A 20,228-nucleotide genomic window follows, 5' to 3' on the forward strand; every position below is an offset into this window, starting at 1 on the left:
GACCCGGCCGGCCCTCCAGGGACCTGACTTCCATCCGTATGGATGCGTAAGGTTCTAAGTGATGACCGCTACGCTCCTGCTCACCGACCCCCTCTTCCTCCAGCACGACCCCGGAGAGGGCCACCCGGAGTCCCCTGCGCGGCTCCAGCGCGTGCTGGGGGTGCTGGCCAGTACCCCCGTCCAGGGCACGGTGATGGCGTCGCCCCGCTCGGCCACGCGCGAGGAGCTGGCCTCGGTGCACACCCCTGAGCTGCTCGCCTACCTGGGGCGCCTGAGCGGGCACGAGGCGCGGATAGACCCGGACACGAAGGTGTCGCCGGACAGCGTGGACGCGGCGCGCCTGGCAGCGGGGGCCTCCGTGCAGGCCGTGGAGGCCGTCATGGCCGGCCACGCGCGCAATGCCTTCGCGCTGGTGCGCCCGCCGGGGCACCACGCCGAGCCCGGCCGCGCCATGGGCTTCTGCCTGTTCAACAACGTGGCCGTCGCCGCCGAGGCCGGGCGCAAGCTGGGCGCCGAGCGCGTCCTGGTGCTCGACTGGGACGTGCACCACGGCAACGGCACGCAGGCGGCGTTCTACGGGCGGCGCGACGTGATGTACCAGTCCATCCACCAGTACCCCTACTACCCGGGCACCGGCGCCGCGCCCGAGGTGGGCGTGGGCGCGGGCGAGGGCTACACGCTCAACGTGGGCCTGCCCGGCGGCAACTCGGACGCCGACTACGGCATGATTTTCGAGGAGCTGCTGCTGCCGGTGGCCGAGGCGTACCGGCCGCAGCTGGTGCTGGTGTCCGCGGGCTTCGACCCGCACCAGCATGACCCGATTGGCGGCATGGACCTCACCGAGCGCGGCTTCGCCGCCATGTGCTCGGCGATGAAGTCCCTGGCCGAGCGCGTCTGTGATGGCCGGCTGGTGCTGCTGCTGGAGGGAGGCTACTCGCTGGAGGGGCTCTCCCAGTCCGTGCACGCCTGCGTGGAGGTGCTCGCCGGACGCAGGGACGGCTTCCCCACCGGCCCCACGCACGCGGACGCGAAGCAGGCGCTCACCGCCAGCCGCGAGGCGCTGCGGCCGTACTGGTCCATGCTGTAGGCAGGCAGCGCGCATTGCTCCGTCATCCGTGGCCCAGAGTGTCACCACCGGCCGGGGTGCCCACACCCCACTACTGAGTCAAAATGCTCGGTGAATTCCCGGCAGTGCCGCGAGTCTTGGAAGTGTGAGCGGAGCCCCGCGTCCACTCCGGGCGCGCATGGACAGGCATCTGAGGGGCATGTCACCCTGACTGGGTTTTCGAACAGACAGAGTCCCACGGCCCATGGAACCTCGCATGCCCTCCCTGCTCCTGAGTCTCCTGCTCGCGACGACGGCCGCGGCCGATGGTGGTGCCGGGCAGCCCGCGGATGCCGGTGTCGCGAAGCCCGGCGACGCGGGAGTCGCCCTGGCGGCGGATGCCGGCACGGAGCCCCTGCTCTACGTGCTCGGCTCATCGCTCAACCTGCGCAAGGAGCCCTCGGCCCAGGCGGAGGTGGTGGAGAAGCTGCCCATCGGCACCGCGTGTCGCCAGAAGGGGCCCGCGCAGGGTGAGTGGTTCCAGGTGTGCTGCGGCGGCAAGCCGGGCTACGTGTCGGCCTCACTGATGGGGCCGCAGAAGCCCTCGGTGGAGCCATATCTGGCCGAGGTCAAGGACACCCGGCTCCCGCTGGAGCAGCGGCTGGAGAGCGCACTCCGGGCCTCCACCCTTGAGCCCAGAGACATCGCGCTGCGGAAATTCCTGGGAGAGCTTTTCTACAAACGCCAGCTGGAGCTGGCCGCCGCGGACAAGAAGCCCGCGAAGGAGCGGACCTTCACGATTCGCTGCCACCTCATGTCCGAGGTTTCCTGCATCAAGCTAGATATCGCCAAACTCATCCAAGGCATCGGAGCGGACGGCGCGGGCAGGGATCACCTGTTCGTCGTGGCCCTCGGGAACCGTGAGCACGTCAAGGTCTTCCGCGGGACGTACACCACGAGCCCCTACCCGGAGTTTCCGGAGACCGTCCTGGTGACCTACACGGTGCTCGCAGAGGAGAGCTTCACGCCCACGGATGTGCTGCAGAAGGCCCTCTTCACCATCTGTGGCACGTACGCGCCCTGCAGCGAAGACCCGGGTTCGATACCACTGGGCCAGTTCGTCCTGGATGAAACCTCCCAGGCCCTCCTGAACTCCATTCCTCACGAGTGGGCGTGGCTGGAGCCCGCCTTGAAGCCTCGGGGGTTCGGCGAGGGCCCTCCCTTCGACATGCTGTGGGACTGCCCCGAGAAGAAGCCGCTCCTCCTTACTTTCAAGGGGGACGCCCACGGCAGGTGGCGGGTCTCCTTTCCCAAGGAGGGCTGGGGCTGGCTTTCAGCCGTGGAAAAGGCGGAGGAAGGCCTGCGACTGACGCTGGTCGAGCAACTCCCGTCTCCGAAGAGCACGAAACAGCTCCTCTTCAAGCCACCAACGGGCGGCAAGGACATCGCCACTCTGGGTGACGAGCTGTTCACCAGCAACCTCCGGCGCTACGCCCGCAAGCACTACTACCCGTGTCCCTGATGGCTGGACGCGCTTCAAGGCTCCACGATGACGCTCAAGCGCTACTGGCCGAACTGGAAGTATCCACTCTCCCCACAGCTGCTGTCGGCCCTGGACGAGTACCACATCCTCAAGGTCCCACTGCTGGGCCAGCACTACACCGGCGGCCCCGAGGACTGGTGCGGGCGCACCGCCTGCTCCATGGTGTTCAACTACTACCAGGTGGTGCAGGGCCCCGACTTCGAGTCGAAGCTCATCACGCACTGGGACGCGGGGCAGGGACACTACGTGGACCTGCGCTACCCGGGCGGGCAGCGCGCATTCCACAAGGTGCCCACGGACTCTCCGCACAAGGCACTGGAAGGGGCCTGGGTCTCCGACCTTTCCGAGCAGCTCGAACTCGCGGTGGTTGTGCCACCACCCGACTTCTCCGCGACGGAAAAGCTGAACGCGTCGCATGTCCTGGGGTTCTCGCCCAGCAAACTGCTGCCCTATCTGAAGCCCTCTCGAAGAGACGAGGCGGCCCTGCTCGCCAGCACCCCCGCGCTCATCCCCGCGAAGCTCTCGCTGATGCTGGAGGCCCTCAACGCCAACAACCCGGTCATCTTCTACTCCGGGTTCTCCATGCGGGAGGCGGCCCCCATCCACCTCATCGTGGTGTGCGGGTACGCGTGGATTGCGGACGACACGGGCCGACACCTGTGGCTCGTGGTGGCCGACCCCTCCACGAACAACGACAAGGTGCACCAGCCCGGCAGGAAGCCGAACATCTACACCGCGCTCAACCCCGGGGGAGGAACCGACGAGGAGGCGTTCCTCCAGGGCAAACTCCGCGGCGAGCACGACATCATCCGCATCATCCGCGGGGATTGGCACACCGCCCAGGCCTCGCTGGTGTTCATCCGGGCCCGGAAGCTCTTCGAGGCGAACACGCACAGCGTCGTCAAAGACGACCTGTACATGGACTACTGGGACGGCGACGAGAAGAAGGGAGGGACGTTCATCTACTCCCTCAAGCCGACGACCGTGCCCGACGGGTTCCTCTTCAGCAACGTGGCGAAGGCCGTAGGCTTCCCCATGGACACGCACCGGGAGCGCCTGCGTCCGGCCAACTGCTACGTGTGCTCGGAGCAGGCGGGCGTGGGGCTCTTCCCGCTGGGAAGCCAGCGCAACCTCCACTCGGGTGTCCACCTGGAGCTCGCGAGCTTCAAGCCCGCCCAGGCCGCCGCTGACGCCTCACCCGCGCCGAACCGACAGGTGCGCTGCCTGGCGCCCGGGTACGTCGTGGCCGTCCGCCTGGCGAACGCCCTCCCCGAGCCCGGGCTCAAGGACGCGGCGAAGGCAGGACTGGAGAAGAACGAGCTGTCCAGGGAGTTCGCGGGCAACCACAACTCCTTCATCCTCGTCCGGCACGACGTGGAGGAGCGGCCCCGCAAGGCACCGGGAGAGGAAGGGAGCCAGGGTGGGCAGCAACTCCGGCGCTTCACCTTCTACAGCCTCTACATGCACCTGGCGCCCCCGGACTGGAGCCGGGTGGACACGTATGAGGGCGTGGGCTGGCTCAACATGCTGGCGCGCCGTGACGGCAGTCTGACGGTGGTCGACCCCCGGCACCCGGCCTTCCAGCAGGTGCGCTGGCTCCAGGGCTCGCAGGGGATGGCCGCTCCCACGGAGGAGACGCCGAAGCTCATCCCCCGGCTGGGCGGAGGCTGGCAGGTGCTGGGAGCAGGGCTCGGCAAGCCCGAGCTGTTCGACCTGGGCGATGGCAGCGAGGGTCTGGTCCGAGGCGTCCTCAAGAAGCCGGACCGGGACCTGACGGAGCTGCACGAGGCGCTCGTCGGAGGCAAGGTCGTCACGCTGTGCCACCCCTATCTCAAGGTGCGCGCGGGCGAGGTGCTCGGCTACCTGGACGAGCGGAGCAGCGCGCGCGGTGACGGCTTCCTCCACTGGGAGGTGCTCGCCCCCAGCGCCCCGGACCAGCTCCAGCAGTTCCTCTCCTTCGCGGAGGAGGCGCTCGGGCTCTCCGAGGACGGCAAGCCGTTCTTCAAGCTGTTCGAGGAGAAGAACCCGAACAACTTCTTCGACCCGCCCGTGGTCCGCGAGGGGGGCGGCAGCGAAGAGGCGGAGCTCGACGGCCTGCTGGCGCTCGCGCGCCTGTCCAGGCAGGCGGCGCCGGGCCAGCAGGACCTCCTCGATGACTTCCGGCAGACCTACAGCCAGCAGACGCTCCAGCAACTGCTGGAGTCCGCGCAGGCGCTGCCGTTCACCGCCTCGGACGACGCCCCGACGGCCCAGCCCAGCTACCCCGTCGACGTCGTCATCGAGAACTACAAGAGCATCCTGACCGCGGGCAGCTACGAGCTGCGGTTCACCTTCGAGCCGTCCGACCTCCCGCCCCAGGAGGTGCGCTGGGACGGGCGCAAGCCCAGCGTCCGCATCCACGTTCCCGCCCGCGCCCGGAAGGTCTTCGTCGAGCCGAAGGCCTTGGGCAGCTTCCACGTCCAGCCCGGGGGTAGCGGTGACGGCGACAAGCTGAAGCAGGACGTCCAGCACTTCCGCAACCTGGCGGGAGTCCGCTGGCGCAACGTCGTCCTCCGGCACCTCAACGAGTGGTACCCGGAGAACATCGTCAAGCAGGTGCGGGCGCACCTGAAGGCGCGCAAGCGGCTGCGCCTGGGCAGCTCCGTCCTGGATGCCACGAAGGAGCAAGACGCCCAGGCGCTCATCCAGGAGTACGCGAACGCCGTCGGCTGGTGGGCGCACGACGAGACCGCCGTCCTGGGTCCCAGGGGAGGCGGCGCCGAAGGAGGCGAGAAGCGCCTCTTCGTGGATGGGCCGGACGCGGAGCAGCTGCCCAGGGACTCGCTCGTCGACAACCCGCACCCCGTCACCTTCACGTGGCTGCTGATGCTGATGGTGCGGCATGGCCTCATCCGGTTCCTCGATGCCCCGCTCTGGTACTCCGAGGAGGAGCAGAAGGTCGTCGGGATTGGCTGGCTGCCCGCGAGGGAGGCGCATGAGCCCCAGCGCGTGGGCGAGCTCGTCTACGCCACCGCCGTGCAGCGGGGGTACGGCGACCACGAAGTCACCGTGCGCGTGCAACACGGCGGGCAGACGCTCGAGCTCGCCCGGGGTAAGTTCAAGGACGGCCTGTTCGCCCATCCCGTGGAGCTGCCCGGCTGGGGCACGTGGGTGCTCGACGCAGGCGAAGCGCGCGCCATCGGCTCGCTGGAGCACACGGGCCTGACCCCCTCCCTGATGAAGGCGGCGGCCCCCATGGGCGAGGACGGCACCCAGTCCGCCACCACCGACGAGGCCCCGGTGGGCCGCGGGGACGAGACCTTCACCTGGCGGGTCGCCTTCCGGGAGAACTGTCCTCGGGTGCTGCGGGGCTGGGTGCTCGTCCGGGCCTGGAAGGGCAAGCAGACGGACACCGTCCCCACGGACGCGGCCCTCTTCAAGCCCACCGGCCTGGCCATCCCCGTCTACGCCCGCGAGACCACCGCGATCCAAGAGGAGCTCGGCTTCGCGGTGGTGGACGGCTTCCTCCGCAAGGGCAGCGTCAAGAAGGCCGGCACCTATGTCACGCAGCACTTCACGTACCAGGCGTACGTCGACGCCGCGAAGGGCAAGGCCGAGCCCGTGCTGGCCCATGACCTGGTCGAGGCGGTGGAGCGCATCCAGTGCGCCTACTCCGCGCGCCAGGTCGTGACGCTGTCCGCCCTGGCCGAGGACGGACTGTCCCTCCAGCTCACGGGCTCGAGCCTGGAGAAGCTGCGCGCGGCGGTGGCCCGGGCGAAGGACGACGGCTGGATTGACGACGCCGAGGAGGCGGGCAAGGGGCTCATCCTCATCCGGGTGAAGCCGCCCCGGGAGAGCCGCCACCCCGGAGAGCTGGCGCTGGACTTCAACGCGAGCGCGGCCTTCGAGAAACTGCGCGAGGGGCTCACCCACGAAGACCAGCTCGCCGTGCGCTTTGGCTGCTTCTTCCCGAACGGGGGCTTCACGTGGGACTCCCGGTTGCTGTCTGCGGAGTCGCTCGGCAAGGGCGTCGAGGCCGTGGACGAAGAGGCGCTGAAGCGGGAGTCGAAGGCGGGCTTCCTGGAGCTGTGGTCGACGGGCGTGGCGGAGGTGCTGCACCGCCCCATGTTCGGGCGGCCGCAGGTGCGGCTCACCTCGGACGGCGTCCAGTTCGTCGTGCCGTTCCTGGGGGGCACCACGGCCTTCTGGAAGGCGACCGCCCCCGTCATCCACCTGGGCATCGCGGAGCTCGACAAGAATCCCAGGTCCTCCATCCTCGCCGACCCGCCCCGGGTGGTGCGTAAGCTGCTCTTCACGGAAGAGAAAGCGAAGAACCAGGTCCTGACGGTTCTCGCGAAGGCGAAGAAGGACGCGCCCCTGAAGGGCGAGCGCGTCGACGTTCCGGACTCGGAGGAGCTGCGCTACGACATGCAGCCCGACGCCCTGCTGGAGACACAGCCCAGGGCGGATGACGCGTTCATGCTGACGGTCATCTTCCGGACCCAGGCGCTGCCCTCCGGCAAGGGCTTCAAGCTGGAGGTCTCCAGCGCCAGCGCGCCCGTGGACGCGAAGACGCAGCGCCCCCCGCCGCTGACGCTCCAGAAGAAGAGCCTCGTGTACAAGACCTCCATCAAGGACGGCGTGGCCCTGACGGACGCAGAGGGCGTCATCCGCGCGGAGCTGAACCTGGCCGACGTCAAGGTCGCGCTCAAGGGAGAGCAGCGGTTCACGGTGTGGGTGGTCCCGGTGGCGAAGGCGGACAAGTCCCTGGCCCGCGACGCCACGCTGGAGCTTCCCGCCCCCCTCCATCCACCGAGCATGGAGGAAGACGCGCTGATGAACGAGCCCTTCCAGGGAATGTGGCCCGAGCTTCAGAACATCCCCTGGAAGGGTGAAGGCGGTTACCTCTGATGACATCCGAGCGCCTGGAGTTGAAGCTCGAGCCGGGGGTGGAGGGCGTCATCCACCTGATGGCGGTGGCCCCCACCACCCTGCAGCTCTCGCTCGCGAGCTACGAGCTGAAGGGGCGCAAGTACCGGCTCCAGCTCAAGGGCACCCACAAGAACCTGCCGGCGGACACGAAGTGCCGCGTGTTCATCCTGGCCGGCCCCGCGGCCGCGAAGGAGGACAAGCTGAATCAGGCGGTCCTGGACGGAGTCCCCCTCCAGGGCACCGAGAAGGGCTGCAGCCTCGACGTGGAGTTCGACCTCTACGAGTGCGGGCTCTTCGGCAAGGGGCAGGTCCGGCTCGGCGTCCTCCCGGACTTCCCCTTCGCCGCCCGCTGCACCGTCAACGGCGTGGTGCCCTATGAGCACCCATTGGACGTCCCGGACACCCACCACGACAAGGGCGTCCTGCTGGGAAGGAAGCTCGAGCTCACGCCCAGGCGCGGCGACAAGGTGGCCAACGCGACGCTCCGGCTGTCCGCCTTCCCGGGCGGCGCCCTCCAGGCAGGCCTCACGAACGAGGCCCTGGCCTTCTCCATCTTCGAGTGGCCCGCCGGTGACACCTCGACGAAGGAGTGGCGCGTGGGCTGCGCGGCGGAGAGCGACGGCTCGCCCCTGCTGACCTGGCTCAGCACGTCCCAGGCGGAGTGCGCCTACGACCTGCGGCTCGAGGTCATCCCGGAGAGTGACGGGGACGAGGTGGCCTACGTCGTCTGGGAGAAGGCGCAGGCCATCAAGTTCCCCAAGCCCAGGCTGGCGGGCTTCAAGCTGGGCTTTGGCCGGGCCACGGCGAAGGTGGAGAACGTCGACCCCGACTTCGCGCTGCCGCTGGAGCTGACCCTGTGGAGCCACGCGCACCATGACCGGGACGCGGTGGTCCGCTCGTTGGTGATGAACCCGCTCACGCGGCCCGCGGAGGCCGTCGCGTCGGCCGCCGAGTACTTCTCACAGCTCTTCACCCCGGGGCCGGTGCCGGACAACTACTTCGCCCTGCTGCGCATCCCCCGGACGCTGACGGGCACCGAGGCGTACGTCCCCGTCAGCGCGGTGATGGACTATGACGAGGCGGCGTTCCTGCCCTTCGACGACGACCAGCTCTGGCTCGAACCACCCCCGAAGAAGAAGCAGGACAAGGCGAAGAAGGGCGCCAAGGAGCTGGCCACCGCGGTGGCGTCCCAGGAGCTGGCGGACCAGAAGGTCCGTCCGACGCGAACGCCCCACTTCGGCCGCGTCACCGCCGGCGTGCGCGACGGCAACCTGCTGGTGGCCATCAAGCTGGTGGGCGACACCCAGTACTGGAAGGACGCGAAGCCCGCCTACTCCCTGCGCGACGCGGCCACGAACGCGGAGCTCGTCTCCCTCAGCCCCAAGGCGTCGGACCAGAACCCGCACCTGCACGAGGCGCTCATCGCCCTGAACGACAAGCGCATCTTCGGCAAGCAGGTGAGTGTCCACGGTGCCGTCACCGTGCCGGACGCCCTGCTGTGGAAGGAGCTGTGCGCCGCGCCGCCCGCCTTCTCCATCCCACACGATTGCGTCCCCCGGCTGGGCGAGCTCGAGCGGGAGACCGTGGAGCTCACTGATGCCACGTCCCACCTGCTGGTGCGGTGCCGCGCCAACCACATCCCCAACGGGCAGAACGGCGCCACGCTGGGCTTCCGCCTCTACGAAATCTTCGCGGACTTCCCGGAGCCGGTGCTGCTGCGGCGCGTGCGCTTCCAATACGACCTGGCCAAGGGCGCGGGGGGACAGTGCGACTCCCGGGGCCGGCTGGTGGCGCGCATCACGGACCCGGAGCTGGTGGAGCGGCTGGGGACCCACGGCAGATACCGGCTCGAAGCGTGCGTGCTGAACAAGGAGCAGACGGTGCTGACCGTGGAGGTCAAGCCCATCACCGTGGAGTTCGGTGGCACGCCGCGAGAGACGGCGGGCACCATCTTCTACGGACAGCTGGTCCCGGATGAGTTCCGGAAGAAGGTCCTCCTCATCTGCGCCGACCTGGAGATGAACCCGGACTACCTCATGGCCTGCATGGCCTTCGAGACGGGGGAGACCTTCAAGGCGAACAAGCAGAACAGCGCGGGCCGCCAGGCGTATGGGCTCATCCAGTTCACGAAGATTGCCGCGAAGGACCTAGGCAAGACGCTGTCGGAGCTGAAGGCGATGAGCGAGCTCGAGCAGCTCGACTACGTCCACGAGTACATGGCCCGCGCCAAGAAGCGGAACAGGGGGCCCCTCAAGACACTCAGCGACGTCTACATGGCCATCCTCTGTCCCGCGGCCATGGGCAAGCCCGAGACGTACGTCTGCTACGCGGGCGGCACGGAGGCGTACAAGGCGAACGACGGGCTGGACAAGGAGAAGAAGGGCTACATCACCAAGGCGGACGCTACGGCCAAGGTGCAGGCGCATTACGAGGTTGGCAAGGGCCTGCGGAAATGAGCGCGAGCCCGCCGTGGAAGAGGGGGAAGTCGATGCGTTGTGACTGGCGGGCCGTCGTGGCGGCCCTGTCGCTGGCGGCCTGTACACAGTCCCGAGAGGCACCGTCCCCGCAGCCCGCTGCCGGGGCCCAGGCTCCGGCAGCGCCCGCGGTGAAGGGCCCGGTCCGCTACGTGCTCGTGTCCGGGATGAAGCTCCGGAAGGAGCTGCCCTCCGACAGCGAGGTGCTGATGGAGCTTCCCCAGGGCACGGCCTGCACGCTGCTCAAGGAGCCGGAGCAGTTCGCCCTCGCGCTCCACGTCAGCTGCCTGGGAAAGGAGGGCTACATCCCCACGAAGGGGGTCGGCCCCGACAAGCCGAGCGTGGAAGAGGCGCTCGCCGCGGCGGAGAAGCCGGACCTGCGGCCCGTGGAGCGGCTGGACCACGCCCTGCGCGCCATCGGCATGGCACCGGAGAACGCGGCCGCCCTGTCCGCGGTCAAGAAGCACTACCTCGCGCTCCAGTTCGACCGGTTGTCGAAGCGCGACAGCGGTGACGAGCTGGACTGGCGCCCGGCGGAGTGCGCGGACCCGGCGAAGCAGGACGCCTGCCTCGCCGAGGCGGCGCTGCCCGGGCCTCCGTTCACCGCCCGGACACTGGAGCGCCGGGGGCAGGACTTCCTCGCCATCGGGGCCCGGAAGGACTTCCTCTCCGTCGTGCTCGGGACGTGGAAGGAAGCCGCCTCCGGCTTCGAGTACGCCGTCCACGACCAGGAGTTCGAGAGCCTGGACGTACCCGTCATCCGGCGCGCCTTGGGACTGCCGCCCCCGGAAGGGGCCTCGAAGCCGCGCTGGGCCGTGGGCCGGGGGGAGCGCAACAGCTTCTCGCGCCAGCTCAAGGGCTCGCGGCTGGAGGCCGTGGAGGGCGACAGCCGCCTGGTCGCCATCGACCTGGAAGAGAACCTCCCGCCCGGCCGCGATGGGAAGCGGGCCGACCTGCAGCCCTTCGAGGCGCTGGAGGTTCTGCTCGTCGACGACTTCAACCAGGACGGCCGCGACGACGCGCTGGTGCAGGTCTACACGGTGGGGAACTGCTGCGAGCCCTGCTACCTCTTCGCCACCGTCGCCGCCAACGGCAAGCCGCTGGTGACCAACTCCTACTGCTCCGGCATGGGCCCGCCGAGGGTGGGCACGTCGGACGGGAAGGTGACGTTCACCCTCGATGACGAGGAGGGGCAGAAGACCTTCGTGCTGAGCGGCAACAAGGCCCGGCTCCACGAGGAGCGCGAGACGCCCCTGCTGGACGTCTCGTTCGAGTTCACCGCCGAGCAGCTCTGGAAGCTGGCGAAGGAGCGGGAGACGAGCCCCGGCGAGACGGTGGAGACGCTGGCCTACGACCTGAGCGGGGACGGCCAGGACGAGCGCATCGAGTGCACGGGATGGGAGCGCTGGAGCGCGCTGTCGTGCAAGGTCTTCCTGGGAGGCAAGCAGGTCGGCGATGTGTCCGGCTGCAAGAGCCTGGGCGTCCTTCCGAGCATGACCCAGGGGATGCACGACCTGGCGTGTGACCGGCGCAAGACGTTCCGCTGGAACGGGAGCAGCTACCCATGAGCCTCCTGCGCTTCCGGCTCCGCGACGGGCACCGCGAGTACCTCATCCTCGAGGCGCATGAGCCCTTTCCCGAGGGTCATGAGGACGTCTCCGCCGGTCGTGGGTGGTGGCTGGAGCGCCACCTCCACCAGCTCTCGCGGGATGAGGGCAACCTGCGCACGCTGCGCAACGTCCTCTACGCGCATGGCCACCTGGCGTCGTTCGGCCCGCTGTCCACGGAGCAGGTCGCGCGGCAGGCCGCCGCGCTGTTCTCACTCGGGAGCCTGCGACTGGCGCGAGCCCCCCTGCCCCTTTCCACGCAGGCGCCCGCCTTCCCCGAGGCGCTGCTGGCCGTGGCCCCTCCCCCCACCCAGGAGGAGCCGCGCTGGCTGAAGGTGCAGGTCCTGGACGACGTCAGCGGCGCGCCCGTGGCCGGCCTCAAGCTGCGCATCCTGCTCTCCGACGACTCGGAGAAGCAGGCCACCACCGACTCCGACGGCCTCATCGAGCTGAAGGGCATTCCCCCGGGCCATGCCACCGTGAGCTCGGACCTGGAAGGCGCGACGCTGGCGGAGACGCTGGCCCTGGTGAAGGTGGAGGGCCTGCCGCCGCCGCGCGACGAGGAGGCGGAGGCGGGCGACGCGGGTTCGAAGCCGCGCTTCCTCGCGCGCCTCATCGAGCACCGCGTCCGGGACGGAGAGACGCTGGAGAGCGTGGCCGAGCGGTACGAGACGACCGTGGACGCACTGGGGCAGTTCAACTGGAGCACCACCGAGCCGGCGCAGATTCAGCGCCACCTCTACCTCGACGTGGGCTGCACGGTGCGCAAGGGCGGGAAGTTCGTGTTCACCCGCCGCGACTCGCCCGGCATCCTCTTCGTGCCGCAACCACTGTCGCTGCGCCGGCTGGCGGTGGAGCGCCACCACACCCTGCGCGTGAAGCAGGCCTACGAGCCCCGCGGCTACCTGTTCTCGGCCTGAGGTCGCGCCCCGTCACGCGTGCTGTGGCTGGGACTGCCGCGGCCGCACGTAGCGCTCAACGGTGCCCAGCAGTTGCTCCAGGTCCACCGGCTTCTTGAGGTAGCCGGCCACGCCCAGGGTGGCCACGTCGCGCGCGCTCACGCCCTGGCCGGAGATGACCACCACGGGGAGCGAGGCCAGCGAGGGGTCGGCGAGCTGCCGCTCGCGGAACTCCCAGCCACTGACGTCCGGCATCATCAGGTCCAGCAGGATGACGGCCGGGCGCGCGCCCCGCTGCAGGAGGTCCAGCGCCTCGCGGCCGCTGCGGGCCAGCATCACGCAATAGCCCTCCATCTCCAGCACGTCCTTGAAGGCGAGCAGGATGTCCGCGTCGTCATCGACGGCCATCACGCAGTTCCACACCGTCATGCTGGCACCCTCCCCGGAGGCCGTAAGGTGCGGCGGCGAGGAATCCTTCGCCAGTGTCCTGGCGGCCCAGCCCCCGGGGACGGCCGTGGGCCGGGCCGAGCCTGCCGCGCGCCCGCCAGCCAACAGGCTCCCGGGCTCCGGGGGCTCCGGGGCTCCGGGGACGGGGTGGCCCGAGCCCGGGTCCACCCGGGCAGCCAGGGCCCCGGACCACTGCTGGCCGGGGGGCATGGGAGCCCGGGGTGACACGGATTTGTGTCCCACCGCGTCCCCAACCATGCGAGAAGCCCCTCGCACACGGGAGGACGGCATGGCGGAGATGAGCTACCGGACGGCGCTGGTGACGGGGGCCTCGAGCGGCCTGGGCCGCGGGCTGGCGCTGTGGCTGGCCAAGCGGGGCCTGCGCGTGTTCGCCGCCGGACGGCGCCTTCCGCAGCTCCAGGCCCTGGCCGCCGAGGCCCAGGCGGCCGGCGCCACGGTGGAGCCGCTGGAGCTGGACGTCACCCAGGCCGACGCCACGATGGAGCGCATCCGCGAGCTCGACGGCGAGTGCGGCGGGCTGGACCTGGTGGTGGCCAACGCCGGCATCGGCGGCATCACCCACGGCAAGCGCCTCCAGTGGGAGCGCGTGCGCGCCATCATCGACACCAACGTCACCGGCGCCGCCGCCACGCTGAGCGCCGTGCTGCCGCAGATGGTGGAGCGGCGGCGCGGGCACGTGGTGGGCATCTCCAGCCTCGCGGCCTTCCGGGGGCTGGCGGGCCATGGCGCCTACTCCGCCTCCAAGGCCTTCCTGGCCACCTTCATGGAGAGCCTGCGCGTGGACCTGAGCGGCACCGGCGTGCGCGTCACCTGCGTCTACCCCGGCTTCGTGAAGAGCGAGATGACGGCGCAGAACGCCTTCCCCATGCCCTTCCTCATGGAGACGGACGCGGCCGTGGACCTGATGGGCCGGGGCATCCTCCGGGGGGAGACGGAGCTGTCCTTCCCCTGGCAGCTCGCCCTCCCCACGCGCCTGGTGAAGGTGCTGCCCAACTCCCTCTTCGACGCGGCCGCGCGCCGGCTGCGCTGACTTCCCCTCGCCCCTGGAGGTAGACCGGTGACGTCCCCCCAGTCCTTCGCGCAGCGATTCACCCTCCTGGCCGAGCAGCGCTCCCCGTTCTGCCTCGGCATCGACCCCTCGAAAGATTTGCTCACCCGCTGGGGGCTGCCCGACACGGCCCGGGGGCTCGCGGACTTCTGCGAGCGGCTGGCGGACGCGGCCGGAGCGCGCGTGGCGGTGGTGAAGCCGCAGAGCGCCTTCTTCGAGCGGCACGGCCCCGCCGGCCTGGAGGTGCTCCAGCGGGTGATGAAGCACTTCAAGAGCGTGGGCACCCTCACGCTGCTGGACGTGAAGCGCGGGGACATCGGCTCCACCATGGACGCCTACGCGGAGACGCTCTTCGGCGCGGGCAGCGCGTACGAGGCGGACGCGGCGACCTTCTCGCCCTACCTGGGGCTGGGCGCGCTGGTGAAGACGATTGAGCGGGCGCGCGCGTCCGGCGCCTGCGCCTTCCTGGTGGTGCGCTCGTCCAACCCCGAGGGCACGTCGCTGCAGACGTCCACCGGCGCCGACGGCCGCACCGTGGCCGAGGCCCTGGCGGACGGCATCCGCGAGCTGAACGAGCAACCCGGCAACGGCGCGCCGCCGGTGGTGGGCGCCGTCATGGGCGCCACCCTGCCCCCTTCCGACAGGAGCGTCGTGGAGCGGCTGGGCGGCGCGCTGATGCTCACGCCCGGCATCGGCGCGCAGGGCGCGGGCTTCGACGACCTGAAGCGGCTGTTCGCCGGCCGCGAGGCCCAGGTGGTCCCCACCGCCACGCGCTCCGTGCTGGAGGCCGGGCCGGACACCGCGTCGCTGCGCGCGGCGCTGGAGCGGCACCTGGAGCCCGCCCGCCGCTTCCGCGAGACTACTGCGCGCCCATCATGAACTGGTCCACGTCGACCTGGTTCTTGTCGGGCACGGCGTCCTTGGGCTCGGTGCCCTTCTTGAAGAACATCAGCTCGGAGTTCTTGGCGCCGGGCTGCGCAATCTTGCCCGTCTTCTTGTCGATGTGGAGCCGGACCAGGTCCATGGACTGCCACGGGAAGAACTCGGACTGCGGCCGGCCCTCCAGGGCGCGCTTCATGTAGTCGAGCCAGATGGGCAGCGCGGCGCGGCCACCCGTCTCGTAGCGGCCCAGCGGGTGCGGGTTCAGGTCGTAGCCCACCCACGCCACCGTGACGAGGTCCCGGGTGTACGCGGCGAACCACGCGTCGAACGAGTCGTTGGTGGTGCCCGTCTTGCCGGCGGCGGGCTTGCCCAGCCTGGTGGCCGGACCACCGGTGCCCTGGAGCACCACGCCGCGCAGCAGGTGCGTGAGGATGAAGCCCGTCTCCGGGCTCATCACCTGCTCACCCGGCTCGAACAGGCGCGCATAGCCGGCGGCCACGCGGTCCTGCAGGGGCGCCCACGCGTCGTCGAAGGCGGTGTGGTCCTCCAGCGTGCGGCCCCAGCGGTCCTCAATCTTGCGGATGAAGTACGTGGGCTTCTTGCGGCCGTACCGATTGAACGTCGCGTAGGCGTTGGCCAGGTCGAGCGGGTACACGCACGAGGAGCCCAGCGCCGCGGAGAAGTCCATGTTCATGGGCGTGGTGATGCCGAGCTTCTGGCTCCACGCGGCCATGTTCTTCACGCCCACCGCGCCGAAGGTCTTCACCGCGGGGATGTTCATGGAGTTGATCATCGCGGTGCGCAGCAGCACGTCGCCCACGAACTCCTCGCTGTAGTTCGCCGGCTTCCACGACACCTTGTTGTCCGGGTCGTGCTCGACAATCGGCGAGTCCACGATGACGGTGGCCTCCGTCCAGTTGAGCTGCTCCATCGCCGCCGAGTACACGAAGGGCTTGAAGGAGCTGCCGGGCTGGCGGCAGGCCTGGAAGGCGCGGTTGAACTCGTTGTCGTCGAAGTCGTACCCGCCCACCATGGCGGTGAGGTACTGGCGGTGGGGGTCGATGGAGACGAGCGCGCTCTGGGCCTCGGGCGTCTGCTCCAGGCGGAAGAGCTTCACGCCCTCCTCCGGAATCTCCTCGGCCAGCTTCTTGTCCCACTGCTCCTTGTCGTCCGTCAGGTCCTTCTTCGTCACGTGGCGCACCACGATGACGTCGCCCACGGCGATGGCCCGCTTCACCGACGAGAGCATCATCGCCGGGTAGTAGCCCTCCGGGTTCACCTTGCGCGCCCACCGCATGCCCAGCAGCGGCAGCCGGCCCTGGTGCGGCCCCACCTGCACGTCCGCGCCCTTGCCGTCGGAGTCAATCGCCGTGACGACGGCCACGTAGAGCCGGTTCTCCCGCAGCTCCTCCTTGCCCATGGACTTCTTCGCCCGGTCCAGGAAGGACTTGATGTCCTCGGGCGTGGTGAGCTGCTGCACCGGCCCGCGCCAGCCCTGGCGCTTGTCCACCGACAGCAGGCCGTCCAGCACCGCGTCCTGCGCGGCGCGCTGGCGCTCGCTGTCCATGGTGGTGAAGATCTTCAGGCCTTCCTTCAGGAGCACCGGGTTGCCGTACCGGTCCACGATGTCCTTGCGCACCTGCTCGACGAAGTACGGGGCGAACTCGTGGAAGACGTCCTCCACCGGGTACACCTTCACCGGCTCCGCGTTGGCCGTGTCGTGCTCGGCCTGCGAAATCATGCCCTCGTCCAGCATGCGGCGCAGCACGTAGGAGCGGCGCTTGCGCGCGGCCTCCGGGCGCAGGAAGGGCGAGTAGCGGCTGGGCGCCTGCGGCAGGCCGGCGATGAGCGTCATCTCCCCCAGCGTCAAGTCCCGCACGTCCTTGCGGTAGTAGTTCTCCGCCGCGCTCTGCACGCCGTAGCTGTGGTGCCCGAGGAAGACGTTGTTGAGGTAGAGGTAGAGGATCTCTTCCTTGGTGAGCGCCTGCTCCAGGCGCAGGGCGAGGATGGCCTCGCGAATCTTGCGGGTCAGCGTCTTCGCGGTGGCGGACTTGTAGCCCTCCGCGGAGATGAGGACGGCCTTCGCCGTCTGCTGCGTCAGGGTGGAGCCACCCTGGATGCCGCCGGAGCGCAGGCCCAGCTTGGAGCCCACCGTCTTGAAGCCGGCGCGCGCGGTGCCCAGCACGTCCACGCCGAAGTGGTCGAAGAAGCTGGAGTCCTCGCTGGCGATGAAGGCCTGGACGAGCCGCTTGGGAATCCGCTCGTACGGCACCACCTTGCGGCGCTCGTTGTAGAACTCGCCGGCCAGCACCGCGTCGTCGGTGTAGACCTCGGTGACGATGGGCGGCCAGTACTCGTCCACCTTGGGGATGGCGGGCAGCCCTTCCGAGTACACGTAGTACACGGCCGTCACGGCCACCACGGCGGCGGTGGCTCCGGTCAGCGTCAGCCACCCTGCCGCCTTGAGGAGGAACTTCCACCAGCGCTTGGGGGGGACGCCGTCGAGCACCAGCTTCGAGCGGCTGCGGTCAGTCGTCTTGGGGTCGGCCATACGCGTTTCGGAACCTTGCGGGCTTCAGGGCACCAATGCGGCCCGCTTGAGCACGTCCCGGAGCTCGGGAGCGAGGGGGGCCTCCACGGCCACCTTCACCCCGCCTTCGGGGTGCGGAAATTCAATGCGCTCGGCATGCAGGAACAACCTCTTGAGCCCCCAGCGCGCCCGCACGTCGCGGTTGAAGGCGAAGTCTCCGTACTTCTTGTCCCCCGCCACCGGATGTCCGATGGCGGCCAGATGCCTTCTTATCTGATGGGTGCGCCCGGTCTCGATGGAGCAGGACAGGAGCGCTGCGTCGCCCGACTGCTTGACGACCTTCCACCGGGTGACGGCGTCCTGCATGTTCACCCCTCGACGGGCCTTGGACTCGGCCGTCTGCTGGTGTTCCGACAGGGGCAGCTCGATGACCCCGGAATCCTTGGGCATCTTCCCCTTCACCAGGGTGAGGTAGCGCTTCTTCGACAGGCCGTGGGTGAAGACCTCGGTGAAGTGCACCATCGCCGGGCGGCGCTTGGCCACCAGGATGACGCCGGAGGTCTCCCTGTCCAGCCGGTGGGCGGGAGAGGCGGCGAAGTCGTTGCGGACGGCCTTGGGGCCCAGGTAGGCGCGCACATAGTCCACCAGCGTGCCGCCGGTGATGCCGCTGCCGGTATGGACGGCCATCCCGCTGGGCTTGTCCACGGCCATGAGCCAGTCGTCCTCCTTGAGAATCACCAGCCGGCTGGGGTCCACCGGCGGGGGCGGCGGCGTCGGACGGTCCGATTTTGGACGGTCGTCGGCCGTGAGCTGCTGCTCGTCGCCGCGGATGGTGAGCACGTCTCCCTCGGCTAGCAACTGCTCGGGCTGCGCACGCTTCCCATTTACCCGCACCTTCTTGGTGCGAATCATCTTGAAGAGGTGGCTCACCGGAACATTGGGGAGCCGTTTGCGCAGGTGCTTGTCCAGCCGCATCCCGGCGGTGTCGGCTTCGATTCGGTACTCGATCATTTGTGCTGGCGCGCGGACCAGACCATACGAATAATCCGGGGTCCATGGCGAAAGCCCCAAGTATCGAGAAGCTTCTTCAGAGTGGCTCGGCGGAATGGAACCGGATGCGCAAGTCCGGCCAGGTCTCGACCGACCATACCGGCGCCACCTTTACCCAACTGTTCTCCGCCAACACGGACCTCTCCGGCCTGGGCCTCATCGGCTCCGAATGGGAGCGGTGCGACCTGTCCAAGGTCAACTTCCGGGACGCGGACCTCTCCAACGCCTACTTCCACGGCGGGCGACTCCAGGACTGCGACTTCCGGGGCGCGAACCTGGAGGGCGCCACGTTCGAGAAGTTGAAGCTCCTGCGCTGCGACTTCACGGGCGCCAAGGGGCTGGACGACGTGGAGATGGACGACGTGGACATGGACCGGGTCGTCGGTCTGGACGGCGAGGAGGCCCCTCCCCCGCCCCCGCCGCCCGCCCAGGGCATCACCGCGTTCACCCGTGAGCAGCGCGAGAAGGCGCTGGGCGCCCAGGCCGCCGCGGTCATGCAGGGCGAGCCGTCTGGAGGGGAGGAGCTGCCGCCCTTCCGCCCGCAGGACCCGCCCGGCTCGCTCTTCTTCCGGGGGCTGAAGCGCATGGCCATGCCCCCGCTGTGGGTGCTGGACGTGCCGGGCCTCCGCCCGCTGCTGCCGCAGCGGCTGCCGCCGGGCAGCTCACTGGAGACGCTCTACCGCGAGGCGGTGAAGACGCGGCTGGAGAACAAGAAGCCGGCGGCGGACCCCGCGGTGGTGGAGCGGGCGCAGAAGGCGCTGCGGATGGGGGCGAAGGACTCCGCCGTGGCGGCCATGTACCTGCGCGAGGTGGGCGTGCTGCCGATGGCGCGCTTCTCCGCGGCACAGGTGCTGAAGGGCGCGCTGCGAGAAGAGGTGGAGGTGGATGACCTCACCGGGCAGATTGACCCTCGCACCACGGGGGCGCTGCTGGAGCTGCGGCTGACGCACGAGGTGGTGGACCACCTGCAGGAGGCGCGGCGCCGGCTGGCGGCCACGCAGCTGTACACGTCGCTCTTGGAGGCGGGCTTCAACCCGGAGAACAACTGGGACGAGGCGCTGGAGTCGAGCGACGCGGCGATGGAGCTGGCCCAGGCGGCGACGGGCGAGGACCGCAACGCGCTGTTCGAGGGCTTCCAGGTCTTCTCCGCGCTGCCCGAGGAGTCGCGGCTGCGGCGGCTGGCGTACCTGGCCGAGTCGGTGTCCCACCTGGAGTTGGTGAGCCGGCTGCCGGAGGGCATGGAGCCGGCGTGGCTGAACGGGCCGGAGACGCGCGAGTGCCATGACCGGGAGATGACGTACGTCCAGGCGCTGAAGGCGCAGGACATCCCGACGAAGGTGGCGGCGCTGGCGAAGGCGGAGCTCGGCGTGCCCGAGGGCGAGGTGCCCGAGGACAGCGACGACGACCTCTTCGTCCACGTGCGCTGTGACGTGTGCGGCAAGGAGAAGCTCATCGTCCAGTCACCGGACGCCTGACGGCACGGTGAAGGGCGGGGCCCGCGGGGCCGCGAGGTCCGGGACACTTCCCGGGTCTGGCGGCCCCGTGGTGTTTGTGCGTTGCACCTGCACTCCGATGACGGGACCACGAGTCCGTGCCGCTACGAACGCGCTGCGGCCGCACTCCATCTGTTCGCCACTTGACGCTTTCGCAACGCGATGCGTTAGAGTGCGCCCTCGCCACGGAGTTCACTCTCCGTCACATTCGCGCTCGGGCCCGCCGGTCAATTGGCAGCCTGCGCCCGGAAAGGTTGCCCATCGCCCATGAGCCGAGT

General features: G+C 69.5%; 12 protein-coding genes. 9 read left to right on the forward strand and 3 right to left on the reverse strand.

Annotated elements, in window-relative coordinates; genetic code table 11:
- Window positions 1–61: 61 nt before the first annotated feature.
- From LXT23_RS36825 to LXT23_RS36850, 6 genes are all read left to right on the forward strand, one after another.
- Window positions 62–1,087, forward strand: a complete 1,026-nt coding sequence (locus LXT23_RS36825; protein ID WP_253985101.1) for a histone deacetylase family protein — start codon at window positions 62–64, stop codon at window positions 1,085–1,087.
- A 235-nt stretch (window positions 1,088–1,322) separates the two neighbouring features.
- Window positions 1,323–2,567 (forward strand): SH3 domain-containing protein, encoded by a 1,245-nt coding sequence (locus tag LXT23_RS36830; RefSeq protein ID WP_253985102.1) that lies wholly within the window; start codon window positions 1,323–1,325, stop codon window positions 2,565–2,567.
- Between the two features lie 27 nt (window positions 2,568–2,594).
- The gene (locus LXT23_RS36835) at window positions 2,595–7,478 is read left to right on the forward strand and encodes a hypothetical protein (RefSeq protein WP_253985103.1); all 4,884 of its coding nucleotides are present in this window, start codon (window positions 2,595–2,597) and stop codon (window positions 7,476–7,478) included.
- On the forward strand, window positions 7,478–9,955 hold the full coding sequence (locus LXT23_RS36840; RefSeq protein ID WP_253985104.1) for a hypothetical protein: 2,478 nt from the start codon (window positions 7,478–7,480) through the stop codon (window positions 9,953–9,955). Before LXT23_RS36835 ends, LXT23_RS36840 begins: the two co-directional genes overlap by 1 nt.
- Window positions 9,956–9,987: 32 nt before the next feature.
- Complete coding sequence (locus tag LXT23_RS36845) at window positions 9,988–11,541, forward strand: hypothetical protein (protein WP_253985105.1); 1,554 nt, start codon at window positions 9,988–9,990, stop codon at window positions 11,539–11,541.
- Complete coding sequence (locus tag LXT23_RS36850) at window positions 11,538–12,500, forward strand: LysM peptidoglycan-binding domain-containing protein (RefSeq protein WP_253985106.1); 963 nt, start codon at window positions 11,538–11,540, stop codon at window positions 12,498–12,500. The genes LXT23_RS36845 and LXT23_RS36850 overlap by 4 nt, the downstream gene beginning before the upstream one ends.
- A 12-nt stretch (window positions 12,501–12,512) precedes the next feature.
- Here the strand turns inward: LXT23_RS36850 and LXT23_RS36855 are convergent, their stop codons facing one another.
- The gene (locus tag LXT23_RS36855; protein ID WP_253985107.1) at window positions 12,513–12,908 is read right to left on the reverse strand and encodes a response regulator; all 396 of its coding nucleotides are present in this window, start codon (window positions 12,906–12,908) and stop codon (window positions 12,513–12,515) included.
- A gap of 307 nt (window positions 12,909–13,215) precedes the next feature.
- On the opposite strand from LXT23_RS36855, the gene LXT23_RS36860 reads away from it, so the two are divergent.
- Window positions 13,216–13,977 (forward strand): SDR family NAD(P)-dependent oxidoreductase, encoded by a 762-nt coding sequence (locus tag LXT23_RS36860; RefSeq protein WP_253985108.1) that lies wholly within the window; start codon window positions 13,216–13,218, stop codon window positions 13,975–13,977.
- A 27-nt stretch (window positions 13,978–14,004) separates the two neighbouring features.
- Window positions 14,005–14,874 carry an orotidine-5'-phosphate decarboxylase gene (gene pyrF, locus LXT23_RS36865; RefSeq protein ID WP_253985109.1) on the forward strand — a complete coding sequence of 290 codons (870 nt, stop codon included), beginning with the start codon at window positions 14,005–14,007 and terminating at the stop codon, window positions 14,872–14,874.
- On the opposite strand, the gene LXT23_RS36870 is transcribed toward pyrF, so the two are convergent.
- Together LXT23_RS36870 and LXT23_RS36875 are read right to left on the reverse strand one after the other, a co-directional pair.
- Complete coding sequence (locus LXT23_RS36870; RefSeq protein WP_253985110.1) at window positions 14,855–17,428, reverse strand: penicillin-binding protein 1A; 2,574 nt, start codon at window positions 17,426–17,428, stop codon at window positions 14,855–14,857. The genes pyrF and LXT23_RS36870 overlap by 20 nt on opposite strands.
- 24 nt (window positions 17,429–17,452) lie before the next feature.
- On the reverse strand, window positions 17,453–18,418 hold the full coding sequence (locus LXT23_RS36875; RefSeq protein ID WP_253985111.1) for an RluA family pseudouridine synthase: 966 nt from the start codon (window positions 18,416–18,418) through the stop codon (window positions 17,453–17,455).
- A gap of 44 nt (window positions 18,419–18,462) precedes the next feature.
- Here LXT23_RS36875 and LXT23_RS36880 point away from each other — a divergent pair, with 44 nt between their 5' ends.
- Window positions 18,463–19,932, forward strand: coding sequence for a pentapeptide repeat-containing protein (locus tag LXT23_RS36880; protein WP_253985112.1), 1,470 nt, complete (start codon window positions 18,463–18,465; stop codon window positions 19,930–19,932).
- Window positions 19,933–20,228 lie beyond the last annotated feature (296 nt).

This window comes from Pyxidicoccus xibeiensis (genome assembly GCF_024198175.1).
Lineage (GTDB): Bacteria > Myxococcota > Myxococcia > Myxococcales > Myxococcaceae > Myxococcus > Myxococcus xibeiensis.